The 18,313-nt window shown below is 43.7% G+C and carries 14 protein-coding genes; 2 read left to right on the forward strand and 12 right to left on the reverse strand.

Annotated features, from left to right (window positions below; genetic code table 11):
- Positions 1–149: 149 nt before the first annotated feature.
- From ACFPZG_RS02940 to ACFPZG_RS02970, 7 genes are all read right to left on the reverse strand, one after another.
- Complete coding sequence (locus ACFPZG_RS02940) at positions 150–1,601, reverse strand: alpha-amylase family glycosyl hydrolase (protein ID WP_283732611.1); 1,452 nt, start codon at positions 1,599–1,601, stop codon at positions 150–152.
- A 203-nt stretch (positions 1,602–1,804) separates the two neighbouring features.
- The gene (locus ACFPZG_RS02945) at positions 1,805–2,179 is read right to left on the reverse strand and encodes a YisL family protein (protein ID WP_283732612.1); all 375 of its coding nucleotides are present in this window, start codon (positions 2,177–2,179) and stop codon (positions 1,805–1,807) included.
- A 71-nt stretch (positions 2,180–2,250) separates the two neighbouring features.
- On the reverse strand, positions 2,251–3,150 hold the full coding sequence (locus tag ACFPZG_RS02950; protein ID WP_283732613.1) for a fumarylacetoacetate hydrolase family protein: 900 nt from the start codon (positions 3,148–3,150) through the stop codon (positions 2,251–2,253).
- Positions 3,151–3,234: 84 nt separating this feature from the next.
- Positions 3,235–4,440 (reverse strand): DUF418 domain-containing protein, encoded by a 1,206-nt coding sequence (locus tag ACFPZG_RS02955; protein ID WP_317940630.1) that lies wholly within the window; start codon positions 4,438–4,440, stop codon positions 3,235–3,237.
- Positions 4,437–8,162, reverse strand: a complete 3,726-nt coding sequence (addA, locus tag ACFPZG_RS02960) for a helicase-exonuclease AddAB subunit AddA (RefSeq protein ID WP_283734682.1) — start codon at positions 8,160–8,162, stop codon at positions 4,437–4,439. Before addA ends, ACFPZG_RS02955 begins: the two co-directional genes overlap by 4 nt.
- Positions 8,146–11,637, reverse strand: a complete 3,492-nt coding sequence (gene addB / locus ACFPZG_RS02965; RefSeq protein ID WP_317940629.1) for a helicase-exonuclease AddAB subunit AddB — start codon at positions 11,635–11,637, stop codon at positions 8,146–8,148. Before addB ends, addA begins: the two co-directional genes overlap by 17 nt.
- A gap of 281 nt (positions 11,638–11,918) precedes the next feature.
- Positions 11,919–12,542, reverse strand: coding sequence for a TVP38/TMEM64 family protein (locus ACFPZG_RS02970; protein WP_283732616.1), 624 nt, complete (start codon positions 12,540–12,542; stop codon positions 11,919–11,921).
- A gap of 154 nt (positions 12,543–12,696) precedes the next feature.
- On the opposite strand from ACFPZG_RS02970, the gene ACFPZG_RS02975 reads away from it, so the two are divergent.
- Positions 12,697–13,422 carry an AzlC family ABC transporter permease gene (locus tag ACFPZG_RS02975; protein ID WP_283734683.1) on the forward strand — a complete coding sequence of 242 codons (726 nt, stop codon included), beginning with the start codon at positions 12,697–12,699 and terminating at the stop codon, positions 13,420–13,422.
- Between the two features lie 11 nt (positions 13,423–13,433).
- Positions 13,434–13,742, forward strand: a complete 309-nt coding sequence (locus ACFPZG_RS02980) for an AzlD domain-containing protein (RefSeq protein WP_283732617.1) — start codon at positions 13,434–13,436, stop codon at positions 13,740–13,742.
- A gap of 87 nt (positions 13,743–13,829) precedes the next feature.
- On the opposite strand, the gene ACFPZG_RS02985 is transcribed toward ACFPZG_RS02980, so the two are convergent.
- The 5 genes from ACFPZG_RS02985 to ACFPZG_RS03005 all read right to left on the reverse strand — a co-directional run bounded on the left by ACFPZG_RS02985 (position 13,830) and on the right by ACFPZG_RS03005 (position 18,208).
- Entirely contained in the window at positions 13,830–14,096 is a 267-nt protein-coding gene (locus tag ACFPZG_RS02985) for a CsbA family protein (protein ID WP_381426399.1), read from the reverse strand.
- A gap of 24 nt (positions 14,097–14,120) precedes the next feature.
- Positions 14,121–15,290, reverse strand: a complete 1,170-nt coding sequence (locus tag ACFPZG_RS02990; protein ID WP_283732618.1) for a PDZ domain-containing protein — start codon at positions 15,288–15,290, stop codon at positions 14,121–14,123.
- Between the two features lie 164 nt (positions 15,291–15,454).
- Positions 15,455–16,897 carry a S41 family peptidase gene (locus tag ACFPZG_RS02995; protein ID WP_317940628.1) on the reverse strand — a complete coding sequence of 481 codons (1,443 nt, stop codon included), beginning with the start codon at positions 16,895–16,897 and terminating at the stop codon, positions 15,455–15,457.
- A gap of 71 nt (positions 16,898–16,968) precedes the next feature.
- Complete coding sequence (locus ACFPZG_RS03000) at positions 16,969–17,562, reverse strand: peroxiredoxin family protein (protein WP_283732621.1); 594 nt, start codon at positions 17,560–17,562, stop codon at positions 16,969–16,971.
- Complete coding sequence (locus tag ACFPZG_RS03005; RefSeq protein WP_283732622.1) at positions 17,555–18,208, reverse strand: hypothetical protein; 654 nt, start codon at positions 18,206–18,208, stop codon at positions 17,555–17,557. Before ACFPZG_RS03005 ends, ACFPZG_RS03000 begins: the two co-directional genes overlap by 8 nt.
- Positions 18,209–18,313: the final 105 nt, after the last annotated feature.

Here is an 18,313-nt window from a genome sequence, read left to right on the forward strand (position 1 = left end):
ATATGATTGGTTCCGTTATAGGATCACATGCCGGCCCTGGAACAATCGCAATTTTCTTTTTGAATAAATTAAATTAATGACTTACTAATAAAATGCCTTTTCAAACACGGTTTTGTCCGTGTCATGAAAAGGCATTTTGTAATAAATGATTAAGCTTTTTTACTTTCTACTTTTCTTCGTTCTCGTCCTTTTTTTATCATAATGAACAGGAATCCAAGGAAAATTACATAGACAAGAATCGATGCGATTAAGTAAGGAGTATTGAATCCTTTATCATCATCAGCGATATACACTTCCGCGATTTCCCTATCTAAAACGACTCGGAAAACACCATCATCCGATTCACGGATCAGATCGCCGTCTAAGAGGCCGCGTAACTTTTTATTTTCGCCAATCTTTTCAATCGGAATTTCCACGTTGGCAGTCTTCGATGTATTGTTAACAGCAATGAGCCATGTCTCGTCTTCGGAAGAACGTTTGTAAACGATGAATCCATCTTTGTTGTGAAGCAATTCAAATTCACCATTACGAAGTGTATCCGATTTATTACGCAACAGATTCAGATTGCCGATCAATTCCTTGAACTCCATATCTGTCTTGAAATTGAATAACGGATGGCTTTCAGGAGCTTCTTTTCCGTTCACCGCGATTTCAGTCCCATACGTCATAAGCGGAACGCCAGGAAGCGTGAAGAGTGCCGTTGCTGCCACTTTCCATCGGGTCGGCGGGAACATCCTCAATTCAACCATATCATACGTGAGACGTGGTCCTGTTAGATCATCGAATTGAATCAATCTAGTTTCGTCATTGTCTTTGAAAGTTTCCATATTCGATGAATCCGGATCTATCGTCATGAATGTTTCACGAAGGATATCCATCTTCGTGCCACTTGGAGTAGAATCGAAATTCGCAGCGCTTTCCTCATTCGTCAAAACATATGAACCTTCCTGAGCACCGTGGATAGCGTTAATCATTTCATTCAAATAAGCATCGTCAAATCCGTCCAATTGCGTAAGACGAATACCATCCAAATCATATGTTATTACAAAATCAACTACTGCCCTGATCAAATCCTCACGAACTTTTGGATCAGAAGTATTCCAATCGACTGTACCATCCGCGGAATGCGTGAATTTATACGTACGATCTTTGGTCCACTCATGATCTGCACCCACTTTGCCTAACGGAAAATCCGCAATCACTTTCATCTTCTGTTTATGGACTTCCTCAACCAAATCCTTAAGCTCGTCATCTGTTCCAAAATGCGGATCCAATTCGGAGTAAGACAACGCTTTTTTTCCATCATAGGACTCGGACTTAAATACCGGCCCGATGGAAATCATCGTGAAGCCCATTTCAATAATATGCTGCAATCGGGCATGGATTCCAACAAAATCCCCACCATGGAATGCATAGTCATCATGAATATCAGCATCCAAATCATTCTTGCGATCACCGTTATTATAGCGATCCACCAATAAATCATATATGCTTTCATCAGCAATGCTTGTATCTACTTTGGCTGAAGCATTTGCCGGTAAAACTGTTGAGATGAACAGTAAAAAACATGCAACAAAGCCAGTAAAACGTTTTCTTTTCACAAAAAAAGCCTCCCTACCCGAGCTATCTGTAGCCATTTTATCAAAACAGAACGCTCCCCGCCATGTAATGAAATAAAAAATGAATTGCCACTGGTAAAATGAGTCTAATTTGTGAATGGGAGGCGTGTTTTTGCAAGGACACCTTCACAAAAATAAAACCTCCGGCATCATTTGCCGGAGGCCCAAACCTTTTCATATCATGATTAAAAGAATTCAAAGCCCATCGGCAATTTGAAGCCGAAGAACATTGTCACGAAAAAGAAAACGAAGAACAAAATCCAGAACATTGTTACAGGCTTTCCTTTTGTAGAACGAACCAATACCATTTCCATCATCCCGATTGTCACTAAACCAAGAAGGAATTTGATACCGTATTCAGCACCTCTGCCATAATCCATACCTTTGATGAAAAGCGCAACGCCTGAAATAAGGATCAGCACATAGAATAGGCGTGCGATCATATGCGTAATTTTCTTGCCTTTCGTCCCGTTAGCCATTACAGCTGCGACGAGAAAAACGATTATACCAACGACCCATGTGAAAATATGAAAATGGGTTGTATCCGACAAAAATCCCAAACTGTTCACCTCATCTATTATAATTCCTATTTATCCTATCATAGAAGGGCTTGCCAATATAGAAAAATGGTTTACACGAAACGATTAACAAGCGTACCGATATTCTCGATGGAAATCTTCACTGTATCTCCCGCCTTCAGGTATTTCGGTGGGTTCATTCCCTTTCCGACCCCTGCAGGTGTTCCGGTCAGAATGACATCGCCTATCTCCAGCGTGACAAATTTCGAGATTTCAGAGATCAACTCATCTATTTTGAAAATCATATCAGCTGTATTTCCATTTTGGCGTAATTCACCATTCACCTTTGTTGCAATCGAAAGCTGATGCGGATTCGGAATTTCATCCTTCGTCACGATATACGGACCCATTGGACAAGTACCATCCAAGCTTTTCCCAAGGAAGAACTGTTTATGGCCATATTGTATATCCCGTGCAGTCACGTCGTTTGCAATTGTATAGCCGAAAACGTGGTCATAGGCAAGTTGTTTCGGAATTTTACTCCCTTTCTTACCAATCACAATAGCCAATTCGCCTTCATAGTCCATGTTCTCCGTGAGGTCTGCGTGAATTGGAAGGTCCTGTTCGTCAGCAGCAATCGAAGTCGGTGATTTTGTGAAGATCATCAATTTTTCAGGTGGTGTGTCCGCGCCCATTTCCGCTGCATGTTCGGCGTAGTTTCTGCCGACGCACAGTACATTCTTTGGCGTCCGTGGAATTGGAGAAAGCCATTCGATATCCGTAAAAGCATGTTTGAATTGTTCCGGATTTTCACTATTCCGAGCCTGTTCGGCAAGTTTCCTCACCTTTTCAACAAACTCCAAACCTCCTGCGATTCCCTCGATGATTGTTGAAGGGAAATCCTTTTCACCGAATGTCTCGGCAATTGATTTCACATCCCAGACCGCTTCCTCTTTTTTCACTTTCGGACCGAATAATGTTTTGCCTTCAAACCGGAACGATAAAAGTTTCATGTACAAGCCCATCCTTCCTCATAATTTGGATAACACTTCATTTAATCAATCATATAAGCACCTACGCTTATATATCCATTAATTCTACAAAACTTTCCCGTTCTCCTCTTTTTTCGGCAAATTTCTACCGAAGGCATCTCTGCCGTAGGTCCCTTTGCGCCATAACCATTCAAACGGCCCCATCCTGAACTTCATAAGCCATAGTTCCGCAAAAATCACTTGAATGGCAAAAATCCCTACAGCTATCATTGTTCCTGTCTCTATATCCACTTTCCCGTATAGTCCCAATCCGTAATTGTAAAATAGCAGTGTTCCAATGACAGATTGCATCAAGTACGTCGTCAATGACATACGTCCCGCTTTTGAAACAGGTCGGAAAATGGTCATGAAAATAGGCAATTGACATAAAAGGATAATGATTCCCGCATATCCGATTGCCAATATTGGACCTCCAATTAGTTGCTGGATCAACGTATTGTAGGACGTGTGGGTGTCCATATATGGCCATGATTTAATGAAAATCCCGATTGTTAGGCTTAAAATAGTAACGAGGGCAATTCGCCCTTTCCATTCAGAGGCACGTTCAAATAACTTCATTTTGGAGAAAGCCGCGCCAATCATAATAAGCGGAAGAATCATGAAAACTCCCATAAATGTGCCTGTCATTCCGAACAATAACCATTCTGAAATCCTGAACGCAAGCACTTCTACATATGTCCCATGCCCATAGGCAGTTATAGCCCTTTCAATCTGTTGGATATCCGAGAAACCTTCCATCAGCTGATTGGGGTCGTATATTGTCATTAAATAAATGACACCAATCAGTAATAGCGAAGGAATCAAATAGACTAAGGCTGCAATCCATAAAAGCCACTTTTTCGGTATTCTTACAGCTGCAATCATTATGAAGCCCATTATCGCGTACGTAAAGAGCACGTCCCCCGACCAAACGAATAGTGCATGAACCAAACCGAAAGCCAAGAGTATAGCAAGTCGCTTTGCCATCATCGGAGCATAATTCGCCCCGTTCGCGTTTGCCTTATCATACTGCATATTCAACCCATAACCGAACAGCATCGCAAAGATGGGATAAAAGCTTGCCTCTATAAAAATATTGATTAGCTTGTAAGACTCCTGATCACCCGGCGTCCCGAAATAGGTTTGTGCATCGATGTAGAAATATGGTGAATGGAAAATTAGCATATTTGCAATGAGAATTCCAAGAAGCGCAAAGCCCCTTAGCATATCTAATGAATCTATTCTGCTGCCAATCGTAGGTGATACTCTCAAACAGACTCCTCCTGAACTTGCATAATCCTCTCCCCGTCGAACAAATAGAGGACCATTTCTTTTATTTGTATTTTTGCAATTGACTCTACAGCCTTCTTGTATAGGCTCAACTGGATGCCATAGCGTTTCTGCATTTCATCGACAAGGTCAGCTTCATTTTTATAAAGCCCACGAATCCGGTCTGTCTTATAATCTAAAAGCACCCAGCCATCCGCTTCTTCGAATAAGCAATCGGCAATCCCTTGTAAAATCTGATGATCTCCGTCTTTTCCATCGAATGCATACGTAAATGGAACTTCCCGAAGAATACGATTCGATTGCGATAATCGCTTGAATATCGGCGTTTCAAAAAAATGAAAGACCATATTCACATCGACTGCTTTCGCTTCGTCCTCCGTAAGTAATTGACGTGCCGTTAATTCGGTAATAAATCGTTCAATCTCTTGTACCGAATGGGAATTAGTCATTTCGATATGCTGCATGATTGTATGCATTGCAGTCCCGATTTCCGCACCTGATAATGCCCTTGATTGCAAGAACGAAGGACGGGCATGCAAATATGGAGTACTTACTTCATCATCCTTTGAAGCAAAGAAATCATCGAAATCGTCCTCCCGCTCAAGCAGTGACACCCTTTTCAACTCACTTACCGTCTGTTTGGATCTTTTTGAAACAGAAGCCATATACGGGTAAACATAGTCAAATCTTCGCTTTACTTCAGAAGACCAATCCGCGTCTACTGCTTCATCTACGGGAATCAGTTCCTGTATTTCAGCAGTTTCCACTGAATTGACTTCGGTATCTACAAATGAAGAAACTGGATATGCGAAAATTTCCCATTTGGATGCATCAGCGGTCAAACTACCGCCGTACATAACACCAAACTTTTCGAAATCTGAATGTCTTGCAATCGCAGGTCCGATCCAATCCAAATAACCGTTCGCCCGGGATCTTGTGTATTCCGGCAACATAGCACCCGATTCCAACAGCTGTGCATCCTGCCATTTACCGATTGCCTTTTCGATATCCTTAACAGATGCAATGAGTTCGAGATGCTCCTTCGCCCTCGTCATTGCTACGTATAGGACCCGCATCTCCTCCGCACGCATTTCAAGTTCCTTCTTCTCTTTCATCGCGAGGAAAGGCAACGATGTATACGTAATACGAAGATCTGGATCAATCGCTTTTACGGCAAGACCGAAATGCTGGTCGAATAAATACGGTTCGTTGAAATCCATCTTATTGAACTGCCGGCCGGCCCCTGCTATGAAAACATAAGGGAACTCCAGACCCTTTGACGAATGGATTGTCATGATACGGACGACATCCTCCGTATCGCTGACGTAACGAGCTGCCCCAAGATCATCTCCACGCTTCTGCATCCTGTCGATGAAACGTAAAAAGCGGAACAGGCCCCGGAATGATGTCTTTTCATAGTCAATTGCACGGTCATGCAGCGCCCTCAAGTTAGCTTGTCGTTGCTTTCCGTTCGGCATGGCCCCAACCATTTCATAATAATGGGTATCCGAAAACACTTGCCATATAAGCTCGGCTAATGAACCCCGCCTTGCCTGATTGCGCCAGTCCTCGAACATTAGGAAAAAGCGTTGTAGTTTCACTTGTGTTTCCGAAGCGATTCCCGCCCCGCCGGTTGCCATGAATAGCTTCAATGCCTCATAGAACGGCTTGTTCTTCGCAGCAAGTCGGACTTGGGATAACTCATTTTCTGTCATACCGACAAATGGCGCCCGAAGTACGGACGCAAGCGGAATATCTTGATAGGGATTATCGATGACACGTAATGTATTGAGCATAATCATCACTTCAATAGCGTCAAAGTAACCATGTGATAATTCCGCGTAAATCGGTATGTTAGCAAGCTTAAATTCTTCCGCAATTTCTCCTGACCAGCTCATTGAGCGCATTAGAATGACAATATCTCTGTATTCAAGAGGTCGACGCTTTTCAGTGAATGCATCTGTCACTTCTGCGCCAGTTGCCATTAGATCCTTAATTCGTTTAATCATATACCGTGCTTCCACCTGTGAACTTTTCAAGCTCTGTCCAGTTAACTCTGTTGCCTCATTGTCGTCCTCAGTACCGATATCTTCTCCATCATCCGCGTAAAGCAAGGTCAACGCTGTGGCCGACTCCTTTTCCGGATAACGAGCACCGTATTTCAAGGCGGCTGCATCGTCATAGTCAACTTCTCCTACACGTTTCCCCATCACTTGAGAGAAGATGAAATTCGTTGCATCCAACACTTCTTTTCGGCTTCTGAAGTTAGCGTTCAAATCGATTTTTAACCCATTTTCGCCATCATTCGACGTAAATCGAGTATATTTCCCAAGAAATAACCCTGGTTCTGCCAAACGAAAACGATAAATCGACTGTTTCACATCTCCCACCATGAATAAATTCCCGTCCGCTTCGCTGCCACGCTTAACCAATTGGATAATCGCTTCTTGCAACAAGTTGACGTCCTGGTACTCATCAACAAGAACTTCCGCGAATCGATCCAAATAATCTGTCGCGATATCCGAGGGCACAAGTTCACCGTCCACTTCCCTCGCAAGAATTTGCAAGGCGAAATGCTCCAAATCCGAAAAATCCACAAGTCCTCTATCCATTTTGACTCGTCCATAGCGTTCACCAAAATCTATGACTAACCCGACAAGCGTATGCATCGCTGGGGCCATGAGACGTATTTCATTCAATAGACGTGCAGGTGTACGGGCAAAATAGGACTCTTTCAATGTATTGATGATTTTCTTCACTGAATCCCTTATCGCTTTTGCTCGTTTCGCCAACTCCTCATCACATGTGTTTTTCCTGATTGTACCTGCCTTGACCCAAGTCAATGAACCGAAGAATGAATATGTTTCCTCCCAAGTACCTTCCTCAATTCGCCGCTTCGCCTCCCTAATCCATTGCAAATCAGCATCTGCGGTTACTGCAAGTGGCTCGGGACCTTCTGGCATCAGTGCAATGCGTTTCATATCCTCAGTCAGGGCAATCGCTTCTTCAAGCGTATGACGAATTGCCGTTTTCAACGGTCCAACGAAATCGAGTTCATCTATCGTTATATCTTCCCCAATCTCATATTGCATCGGAATCATCCGGAGCCATCTTTCAGGAGAAGGATGAACCCTTGAATAATCATAGAGCTTATCGATTAACGTCTCGATTGACTGGTCATTGCGGTCTGATGTGAAACTGTCCGCAAGACGGTACATCGCTTCGGGATTTTCTGCATTATATGCGTCTTCAAGCACATCCCCGATTGTATCATCGCGTAGCAACGCCGCTTCCGTGCTATCCGCGATACGAAACCCCGGATCGATGTCAAGAAGATAGGCATACTGTTTAACAACATTGAGACAGAAGGAGTGCAAAGTGGAAATCTGAGCTTTATTCAAAAGGTTTAATTGCCTGCGAAGATGGATTGAATCCGGGTTGACTGCAATCGCTTCTTCGAGGGCCTCAGCCATCCGGTGGCGCATTTCAGCCGCAGCAGCGTTCGTAAACGTGACGACTAGCAATTCATCAACATCAATTGGATTAGAACTGCTCAACACTTTTTCAATCATCCGTGTTATCAACACTTTCGTTTTTCCCGAACCAGCAGCTGCCGACACAAGAATGTCTTTGCCTGTTGCCCAAATCGCCTTCCATTGCGCATCTGTAAACGTCACATCAGCCGGTTTAACTGGAATGTCCATCATCCATCACTTCCTTTCTCATTTTCTCTAATGTTTCCTCAGGTTTCATATCTTCATATTGGCGGTACAATTGCTCTGGATTAGTCGGATCGAATTGGCAAACCGATCGATACGAGCAATATTGGCAAGGCATCTTATCCTTCAATTTATACGGATAGACCCGTGTATCGCCGGCAAGCATCCCGTCGCCAGCCTGTTGATGGCGTTGTCTGACGAACTTTCGTACAACTTGCAGATCATCCGATGCAAGTACCCTTGAAGTCTTTGAAAACGTTCCGTCCGTCTTCAAAGCAGCCGGAATAACGGTCGATGTTTTGCCAAGTTGCGCATCCATTCCCATGACAACTTCCGTGTCATCTAATAAGTACCCACGCATTTTATAGGACTTTATGATTTCCTGCTCAACCAAATCCTCGGTGAGCTCCAACTCTGTTCTGATCATCGGATTATGGATATGCAAGTAAAGGACTCCTGCGGGATCCGCCTTGAATCCAATCCATTCTTCCGCATGTTCGACCGCGACATCTAAATACGTCAACATCTGTAAAGATACGCCATAATAGACATCCGTCAAATCCAGTTGTTTGGCAGAAGATTTGTAATCTACAATCCTCAAATAATTCTTCCCATCAATTTCAGTCGCGTCGATGCGATCTATCCGCCCACGGAGATTCATTTTATTACCACGGCGAAGCGGAATCTCTAAAGGCGGCAACTGTTCATTAGGTCCGAAGGCAGCTTCGATGGCGACCGGTCTGAACACACTTTTCGTCGCCTGCTTCCCAAGGGCGAAAATTGTCCTTGTTAGGATATGGGTCAGTTTCCGTCGGATATAATGATAGCGGCTTGTCGATAACAAGATACGATTGAAAAACATTGGTGTAATGAATTCCATTGCATCTCTCGACAGTTGCCAGCATTGCTCTTTCGACAATTCCGTCCAAGACTTCCCTGTCCGATTCATTTCATCCGAAATCCATTTCAATGCAGCGTGAAATAGATCCCCGATAGACGGGGCTTCCAATGTATATTCCATCCGTTCCTGCAGCCCGAGCCCATAGGACGCGAAATGCTGGAATGGACAGCTGTAATACGATTCCACCCTTGAAACACTTGAAACGAACGACTTGCCATACAGACCTTCCGTCATTTCCGGCGCGAGCCGTTCAGTCTCATTACGGCTATTCCTCGATTTCGTTATATGTTGAAGCACGGAAGACCATAACGGATCATCCTCATAATAATCAAGAACAGCCTTCCATTCCGCCTGAAGCTGTCCCGTTTTCTCGGCTTCCTTAACCCTCATTGATACATATGGTAGAGCCGTTCTTGGATGAATGATGTAATCGATTTGCTCACCATTATCTAATAGCTCAGATGGATCCGAAACTGCCAACTGTAACCCTATATTAGGCAATAACTGCCCAATCCGTTGAATATAAAGCGACGGTAAAAGTGATTTCCCTTCCTCATCCGCAATCGGATAGGAGATGAAAAGCTTCTCCCTTGCCGACGTGAACGCTCTGTACGCCATATATGATTCATCCATTAGTTTCATCTTGGATGACGGTGCAAGCTCAAGTCCGCTTTTCGAGAACCATTCCCTGTCTGAATCGGACAGAAGTCCTTCAGCATCGACTCGTTGTGGAAGAACGCCATCATTGACCCCGATGATGAACCCGACTTCGATTTCCATCAAACTTGCAAGTTCAATCGTCGTTACGGTCACTTGATCGAGGGACGGTGGAATCCGGGTGAATTCGAGCGTATCAAACCCTTCATCCAAAATCCGGGCTGCCTCTTTCAGCTCCATTTCTTTATCTCCAAACATAAGAACGAACTGATCAAGGACATTAATCCACGAATTCCATGCCTGCTCATGCTCTGTCGCATTCAATAGCCTACCGGCACGCTCTTCTTCCGCCCGCAAATCGATGATTTTATCAAATACATGCATAGATTCCAAGAATGAAAACATCGCCGCTGCGAAATCCCGTCCATTTTTAGCCCGTTTCAAGTCAGCTTCAAAATTATTCAACGGCTCACGGATCAAATCCCTTATCGCATGCAACTCCCGCTCTAGCTGCAATTCCTCATCGGTTTGCACTGTCGTATGCAATTCCAAACCACGATATCGCTTCACCTTCCAGCGAACTTCATCCATCCACCGCTTCCCGTAAATTCCATTCGCAATCACATAGTTTTCAAGACGATCCGCACGTTCACGCCAAATCAGCTTATCTTCCCTATGCGGAAAGAACAAATCCGTTTTTACAGCCCGGAATATGGTCTCATACGTCCACCCCGATGTCACGGCCTCCAAAACAGAACGTGAGAACTCAATTAGAGGATGGTGGAGCATCGGCTTTTTCCTACTGATGAATACAGGGATATCGTATTGCGAAAAGATCGTTTCGATTAATTCATCATATTTTTCCGGCTGTCTGTACAAAATCGAAATTCCTTTATATCGTTCGCCCCGCATCACTTGCTCACGGATTTTCCTTGCCACTGCATGAATTTCCGCCCGACGATCCGTCGCTTCGATTAAAGTTATTGCACCTTCGGACGGTCTTTCCTTCGGAGGATACAACTCAAATTCCCTTTCGAAATGTCTAAGTTCCTCGTTTTTAAACCGTAGTGCTTGTCCAAGATGAACGCCTTCTTCAATATCGACCGATTCATTACGCGCAATCTCCCTAAGTCTTAAGGAAGTCCTAACAGGATTAAAAAACAGCTCATGATCTGCATGCCCCGATAGATCAGATTCCATCGGAAGGACAACAGTCACCCGATGCCCGTACTTCAGCAATTCAGTAATTATTTCATACTCTCTTGCCGTAAAACTCTCAAAACCATCTATATAAATATCCGCGCCTTTTATCAGTTCCGAATGCTTAATTTGCGAAGTCAATAAAGTGAGATGCCCTTCACTATCCACATACGCTGTCCCAAGACGCTCCTCTATTTTCGTAAGAAGTAAAGTCAAATCACTTACCTTATCTTGCAGCGTACGTGGTGCATCGCCCGCGGACAATTCCTGCTGCAAACCGATTAAGGATTCATGATCCAAGCAATACCTGCTGAACTCTTTCATAAGGTCTCCAATTTTTTCGGTGAACCCTCTTTTATTGGCCGCCTGCCTGAACAATTTCAACTCATCACGATTCTCTTCCAAAACACTTCGCACAAGCATCCGATAACCGAACCCATCAACTTCCTTGCGCGTGATGCCTCCCGTTTCCTGCAGAACCCGCCACGCAAGCCGCTTAAATGTCGACACTTGCGCTCGAATTATTCCATTCAAACCGAAGTTAACCGACAAACTATGTTCCATCGAATACGACATCTGATCCGGGACAATTAAAATAATCGCAGATCCAAGCGGGTCCCGTTCAAGCTCAGCTGCAATCTCCCGCTCTATCAACGTCGTCTTCCCCGTCCCGGCCCTGCCGGTTACAAAGCGTAAAGTCATCGCCCTCATCCCTCCTATCAAAATAAAAATCCCTATCTCCCTATCTTTCATTGTACCGAAAGAATAGGACGACAGGAACTATTTGCATCATACCTTTTTAAGGTATGCCTACCATCAAAAAACTTATAAAATCATCCAAAAACTTATAAACTCGCCTATACACGCATAAATCACGTCAAAAACTCATAAATCCGCCTACTCACGCATATATCACGCCAAAAACGCATAAATCTGCCTACTCACGCATAAATCATGCCAAACACGCATAAACGCAACCGCCATCAATCTTCATCCTCATCATAAAACATCGTACTCGATTCCTCTTCCACTTTCTTATCAAGACGCTTCTCAAAATACTTTCCTACCACCCATAACAACACGATAATCCCCACAACAATCGCAGTACGAATCGGCTGCGTCAACAACGCCTTCAAATCATACCCGATAAATCCAATCGTGAAAATCATAACGAATTTCCCAGCAAGAAGAACCAACAAATAACTTTTCTTCTTCATATTCGACAAGCCTGCCACAAGATTCACAAGTGCGGACGGCGTAAACGGAAAGCAAAGCAATATGAACAACGGCCCGAAGCCATTCCTCTCCACCCAGCCGATCAATCGTTGCACGCGCTCATGCTTAGTCAAAAAACTCAACAAACGATTTCTACCGTACTTTCTGATAATCAGAAATACAACATAAGAGCCTACAACCGTTCCTGCCCATGATAAAATGAAGCCATACCAAATTCCATAGGCAACCGTATTCGCTATGACAAATACGAAAAGCGGTAAAAACGGCAAAAATGATTCTATGAAAGGCAGCAAAAGTCCGATTAACGGTCCAAGCGCCTTATATTGTGCAGCCAACTCACTTATTTTATCAACATCTAACCATTCACTCATTCACAACACCCTCGTCATATATACAATTCCCTAAACAAACTTCCATTAATAGACTATTAGTTCAACTATTCCCTTTTCCCTTATAGAATACCACCAAAACACAAAATTTATAGTATAATTTCAAATATACATACAAGAAAGATGTGACTATTTGATGAATAATCAGTTCTTATCCGGACTGAAATCCGGACTTAGCATCGCAATCGGCTATTTTCCGATTGCTTTAACGTTCGGATTGCTTGCCAACACTGGGACAAGTGAAATGCCTGGACTTTCACTCATCGAGGCTACTGCCATGAGTATGTTCGTCTACGCAGGTGCCGCGCAATACATGTCACTCAGCCTCATCAATTCAGGAGTCGACCCATTCACAATTGTTGTTAACACATTCATCGTCAACATCCGGCACTTTCTTATGACGGCTTCCTTGAATGAAAAGATGCATCGAGCACCAAAATGGATAAAATCGATTTACGCATTCGGCATTACAGACGAGTCCTTTTCAGTCCTCGCCATAAGGAAAGAGGAGAAAATCACTACGGCTTTCGCCTTCGGAGTTACAACTATCGCCTATGGGAGCTGGGTGATTTTCACCGTAGTTGGCTACGTCATCGGCGCCAACTTGCCTGATTTCCTACAAGTTGCCATGTCCATTGCCTTGTATGCTATGTTCATCGGACTGCTTGTCCCGGCAATGAAAGGCAATCGTAAAGTAGTCATGCTTGCCTCACTTGCAGCAGCCATTCACAGTATCATCTATTTCGGTGAACTTCTTTCAACCGGATGGGCGATTCTTGTCTCAACACTTAGCTCGGCAATTTTAGTTGAAGTTATTTATTCCCGACGAGGAAAAAATACTGACAGCGACTACATAGAATAGGAGGTTGACTAATGGGAACAACATACTGGTGGATGTTAGCTGGGATGGCAATCGTGACGTATCTCCCAAGGATGGTGCCGCTCACATTCCTTGACGGAAAAGAATTGCCTCCAATAATCAGTGGCGTACTTAGAAACATCCCTTATGCAGTATTGGGAGCCCTAATCTTCCCTGCGATTCTTTTCGTGCAGGAAGGCAATATCCTCTTCGGTATAATCGGAGCCGCAACAGCATTCCTTATCGCGTTCCTTGGTGGTGGCGTCATGTCAGTCGTCCTTGGAACAATCGGAGTCCTCGCAATTTATGGCCTGTTTATATAATAAGGTTTATTAGTTCAATTTATACAAAAACAGGCATACTCTATTCAATTAAGAATAGAATATGCCTCTTTTTATTTATATAATTTATTAGCCTTCATCAACCTCTTGGCCTTTCTGTTTTGCCCTATTCACCATTCGCGTCGCATACCAAAAACCGACCGTCAGCGAAAGCGCATCCGCGACATAAAGGATCCAGTTATGCGTATAACCCGCGTAAACCGAAGCTGCAATAAGCGCAATTGTTAACGCAAGCCCGACAATGTGATGGAAGGTAACCCTTGTAAAAAATACAACGAGCAACCCTGGAAGTAATAGTGCAAGTATCAATTTCGTTTCCAATGTGGCAATATCCATTTTCCACCTATCCTTCCGAATGGATTAACGGACGACTAACAGTCCCAATCGATGATGATCGTGGCGATACAGCACTTGCTGCATAAGCCGAACTTCCCCGTCACGGCCTATCACTTGCAAACGGCAATGTGCAGCATTCACCTGGATGGCATCATATAATTCCTTTTCATTCGTAACCTGGATGCCATTTACAGTTCTGATGCATTCACCGGGAATAAGACCAAGCTTTTCACCAGGAGATTCCGGCAAGATCCCCGCAATGATAACTCCAGTTGGTTTCGGAACTGCAGCAAATCCACTTTTCCGTTCACGTATTGCGAAAAAGATGGTAATCGCTGCCCTGCCGATAAAACCGACTAACAGAGCAACCCAACCTAAAATCGGCAGCCAATAGGCAGATATACCGATAATGACGACAATCAATCCAATTATTGTAACAGCTCGTCCAATTTTAGGGAACATGATATCTGAGAAGCTTGCCCGTGCAACCTGGGAGAATCCGATAATAATTGGCACAGGAAGAAAGCTAAAAGTCGTTCCTCCAAGTGTAAACTGCGGCCAATATGGTGTGATAGCTGACAAGAAATCTCCAGGCACAAGAAATACAATCGGTAAAAGCCATAGCCGTTTCGACTTATAAGCAGCAGCCCGCAATCCCCGATTCGTAGATGTCAGGAAAGGGGATGCATAGTGAACAGTATGTCGGCGAATGAGGAAACCTTCTGCAACGAGGAAAAGTCCTGCAATGACAGCTACTGTTAACGCCATGTCACCTAATAGATCCACGTTTCCTATAGTCCATCCACGAAATGTAAAATCAGGCATGAATCGTTCCAATGCATATAAACCGAAAAACGCGATCGTTGCAAAGTAAATCGGCGATGCAGTTTGATAAAGAAACGAAATCATAGACAAAATAGCGATTGCTGAAAATAGGACGATCCAAGAAACTTCTACAGTCAAACCTACGCCTGATATAAGAATCGATAGAATCAGAGCGGGCATCCATGATTCAGCTAACAGCCGTTTCATTTCCGTCAAGCCTGGAAGTAAGCGTACTAGGAAGCTACGCCGTTCCCTTTTCACGCGAAAATACCCTAACCCGACCGCCACACCAAGGGCTATCAACCAAACAGGATTCAAGAAAAATAGTCCAACCGCTTTTAACAAATCCACTATTACGTTTTCACTCATCAACTGTCACCTTCCCATCCCCGAAAACATGATTATTCTTTATTGTATCAAAAGAATCGTCATACGTGTGAGAAGCCCAAAAATTTTCTATGAAACTACGTGTTTAACAACAAAAAAGGCCCTTGTCAGAAACAAAGGGCCTTTCAGCTTGATTAATTAATTAATTAATTGCTTAATAAATGATGGACATACCCAATAGCAACCTGCAGCTGGACATCATTCTTTTTATCTTTACGATAATTTTCCACTCTTTCCCTTAGTGATGCAAAGAACTTTCGATCCATTATGTTTTCTGTCGGGATCTTGGAATCCACTCGAAATGCGTGCACTGCGAGGGCTGTTGATTCATCAAAGTAGCCGTCTTCCCTGTCAACCGCATAACCAAGTCCGACCAACAGTTTTTGGGCATATGAAATGTCCTCATGGTAATCGCCTTCTGCATACACCTCCGTCGAGAAACGGATATGTTCCGTAAATAGCTTATCCTGTTCCGATTCAAGGTCGACATTGACACCTTTGCCATGTATCCATGTTTCTTTCGGTGTCAACCATTTATGAGTGGTAAGTTTCATCTCACCGCCATTTGATAGTTCCATCGTATCCTGTACAGTCCCTTTTCCGAAACTCACCTTACCGATGATAAAGCCACGGCGTAAATCCTTCAAGGCACCACTTAACACTTCACTGGCCGAGGCGCTCCCTTTGTCCTGCAGTAGAACAACCGGTATATTTTTCAGTTTTTTATCATAGGAAAACTTTTCAGACGGCTCGACAACAAGAGGTGTGAGTTGACCTTGAGCGTTCTGCATATAAGCAAAGATTGAATCATCAGGCAACAAACTTCCCGCCACTTTGGCAACAGCACGTAAATACCCACCAGGATTACCTCTAACGTCAATAATAAGAGCCTCTGCACCGCCGGCAATCATATCATCGGTCGCTTTTTTCCATTCAGCGGCCGTTTCATCGCCAAACATTGTCAATGCTATGTAACCGAATTTCTTGCCCCGCTCTTCCATTAACTCAGCCGATACGGTCTTAACCGGAATTACATCACGCATCACTTTCAACTCAAGATGCTTGCCTAAATCCGGCCGGTAGATCGTCAAACTGACGGTAGTCCCTTCCTTGCCTTTGATTTTTTTGACGACATCTTGAAGTGTCATCCCGCCTAACGGCTCGCCGTTAATACGTACAATCTCATCGTAAGGTTGTAGGCCCGCCTTTTCTGCCGGAGATCCTTTAACTGGAGCAACAATGATATACTTTCCACCCGACCGAGTAATTTCAGCTCCGATTCCCAACTTTTCACCAGCTAACGATTCCCGATGCGAAGCGGCCTCTTCCTTAGAAAGATACGTCGAATACGGATCACCGATTGTATCCGCCATTCCTCGCAATGCACCCTCAATTAGCCTGTCCCCTTCGACCTGGTACACCGTATTCTCCTGGATGATGTTATACGCCTCATTAATAACAGGGAACATTTCCTTCATTGCCACGTCCGCATTTTTCCCTTTTTCAGATGAACAGCCGTCCAGCACCAAAAATAGACCTGTTGCTATCACAGCTAATAATGCGAACACAAAAAAACGGCTTCTGCGCATCGATAACTTCCCTCCTCCGTTTACTATATGAACGAAGCGGGGCTGTTACGACAACAGAAAACCGTATTTTGTCAATCAAGGTCTTGGACAAGTCTTTCCATCATCGATTCATCCATTGGTCCGACAAGCACATGCGCAATCGTACCGTCCGTATTCAGAATATATGTCGTTGGAATCCTGAATGCCTGATAAGATTCCCCGACCACACCTAATTCGTCCAACGGAATTGGAAATGTCAATCCGTATGAATCCACAAATTCCTGAACAGCTTTCACTCCACGATGTTCATCAGTCGTCAAATTGACTGCCAAAATTTCCACATTATCCTTTTCGGCAGAATTCTTGTAGTAGTTCTGCATATGCGGCATTTCCGCTTTACATGGCGGACACCAAGTCGCCCAGAAATTCAGGATGACCTTCTTCCCTTTCAAGTCAGAAAGCTTAACCATATCTCCAGTCACTGTCGTCAATTCAAAATCGGGAGGCAAGTCCCCCTGCCTTAAACCGACATCTTCCATCGCGACTTCGGATCCTACTCCGGACTCAACCAAAACGCCGGCTGTAGCAATCGGGTCTACCTTCTTCAAATTCGTACTGATCATGATCACAACCATCGAGCCAATGAGCAACGCAGCAATTATGTATCCAATCACTTTCTTATTCAAATCCGCTCCCCCGTTCTGTTTGGACTTTTGTAACCTTGAAAATCGCTATAAAAAATACGCCGATAATAAGCGTTATGAAAAGTGGTGGATTCAGCAATCCTTTTGGCTGAATCGTGGCCACAAAAATATGCGCCGCCATAAATAACATTGATATCAGGGCAATATGATCCCCTATTTGTTCAATTCTCCAGACAAAAAATGTTAGGGCAATAAAGATAACTACAGTACCAATTCCAGCGATCAAACTTCCTTTATTCAACAACACCATCATTACCTGAAATATAGTCTGCACCGTAACGGCCCCTGTGAATAAAGCAACGAGAGATTCCTTATCCACTTTTCCCCTTATCCAATCAAACCAAATTCGACCGGCAACGAAAAGCAGTCCAAGACAGAACCCAGTAAATCCCCCATTGAAATAAACAATGGAAATAGGCGCCCGGATCACCGTACTGAAATCAGTAATGATCACCGATAACTTCCAAATGATAATTATATAAAACACCGCATCACTAAACAGCGTGGCTGAAACTTTTCCAAGCCTTAAGCGAATAATACTATATGCAATTATAAAGGCAACAATGAGTGCAATCCAGTTGGATGGCACCGTGATATTACCAATTACGTAAAGTTTCGTAACAAGCATCCGGAAAACTCCTTTATCCTTATACCACCTATGGTAGATGAAAGACCAACAAATTGCGAGAGGCTAACTTGTAGTTTAAAGAAGAAAAGGTAAATATTTGTGAAG

Source organism: Sporosarcina thermotolerans (genome assembly GCF_042658975.1).
In the GTDB taxonomy this organism is placed as follows: domain Bacteria; phylum Bacillota; class Bacilli; order Bacillales_A; family Planococcaceae; genus Sporosarcina; species Sporosarcina thermotolerans.

Bases quoted from the DNA above. Each gene is read 5' to 3' on its own strand.
- ACFPZG_RS02950 (WP_283732613.1), bottom strand. From the start codon at position 3,150: ATGAAACTTTTATCGTTCCGGTTTGAAGGCAAAACATTATTCGGTCCG.
- addA (WP_283734682.1), bottom strand. From the start codon at position 8,162: ATGGACATTCCAGTTAAACCGGCTGATGTGACGTTTACAGATGCGCAA.
- addB (WP_317940629.1), bottom strand. From the start codon at position 11,637: ATGACTTTACGCTTTGTAACCGGCAGGGCCGGGACGGGGAAGACGACG.
- ACFPZG_RS02970 (WP_283732616.1), bottom strand. From the start codon at position 12,542: ATGAGTGAATGGTTAGATGTTGATAAAATAAGTGAGTTGGCTGCACAA.
- ACFPZG_RS02975 (WP_283734683.1), top strand. From the start codon at position 12,697: ATGAATAATCAGTTCTTATCCGGACTGAAATCCGGACTTAGCATCGCA.
- ACFPZG_RS02980 (WP_283732617.1), top strand. From the start codon at position 13,434: ATGGGAACAACATACTGGTGGATGTTAGCTGGGATGGCAATCGTGACG.
- ACFPZG_RS02985 (WP_381426399.1), bottom strand. From the start codon at position 14,096: ATGGATATTGCCACATTGGAAACGAAATTGATACTTGCACTATTACTT.
- ACFPZG_RS02990 (WP_283732618.1), bottom strand. From the start codon at position 15,290: ATGAGTGAAAACGTAATAGTGGATTTGTTAAAAGCGGTTGGACTATTT.
- ACFPZG_RS02995 (WP_317940628.1), bottom strand. From the start codon at position 16,897: ATGCGCAGAAGCCGTTTTTTTGTGTTCGCATTATTAGCTGTGATAGCA.
- ACFPZG_RS03005 (WP_283732622.1), bottom strand. From the start codon at position 18,208: ATGCTTGTTACGAAACTTTACGTAATTGGTAATATCACGGTGCCATCC.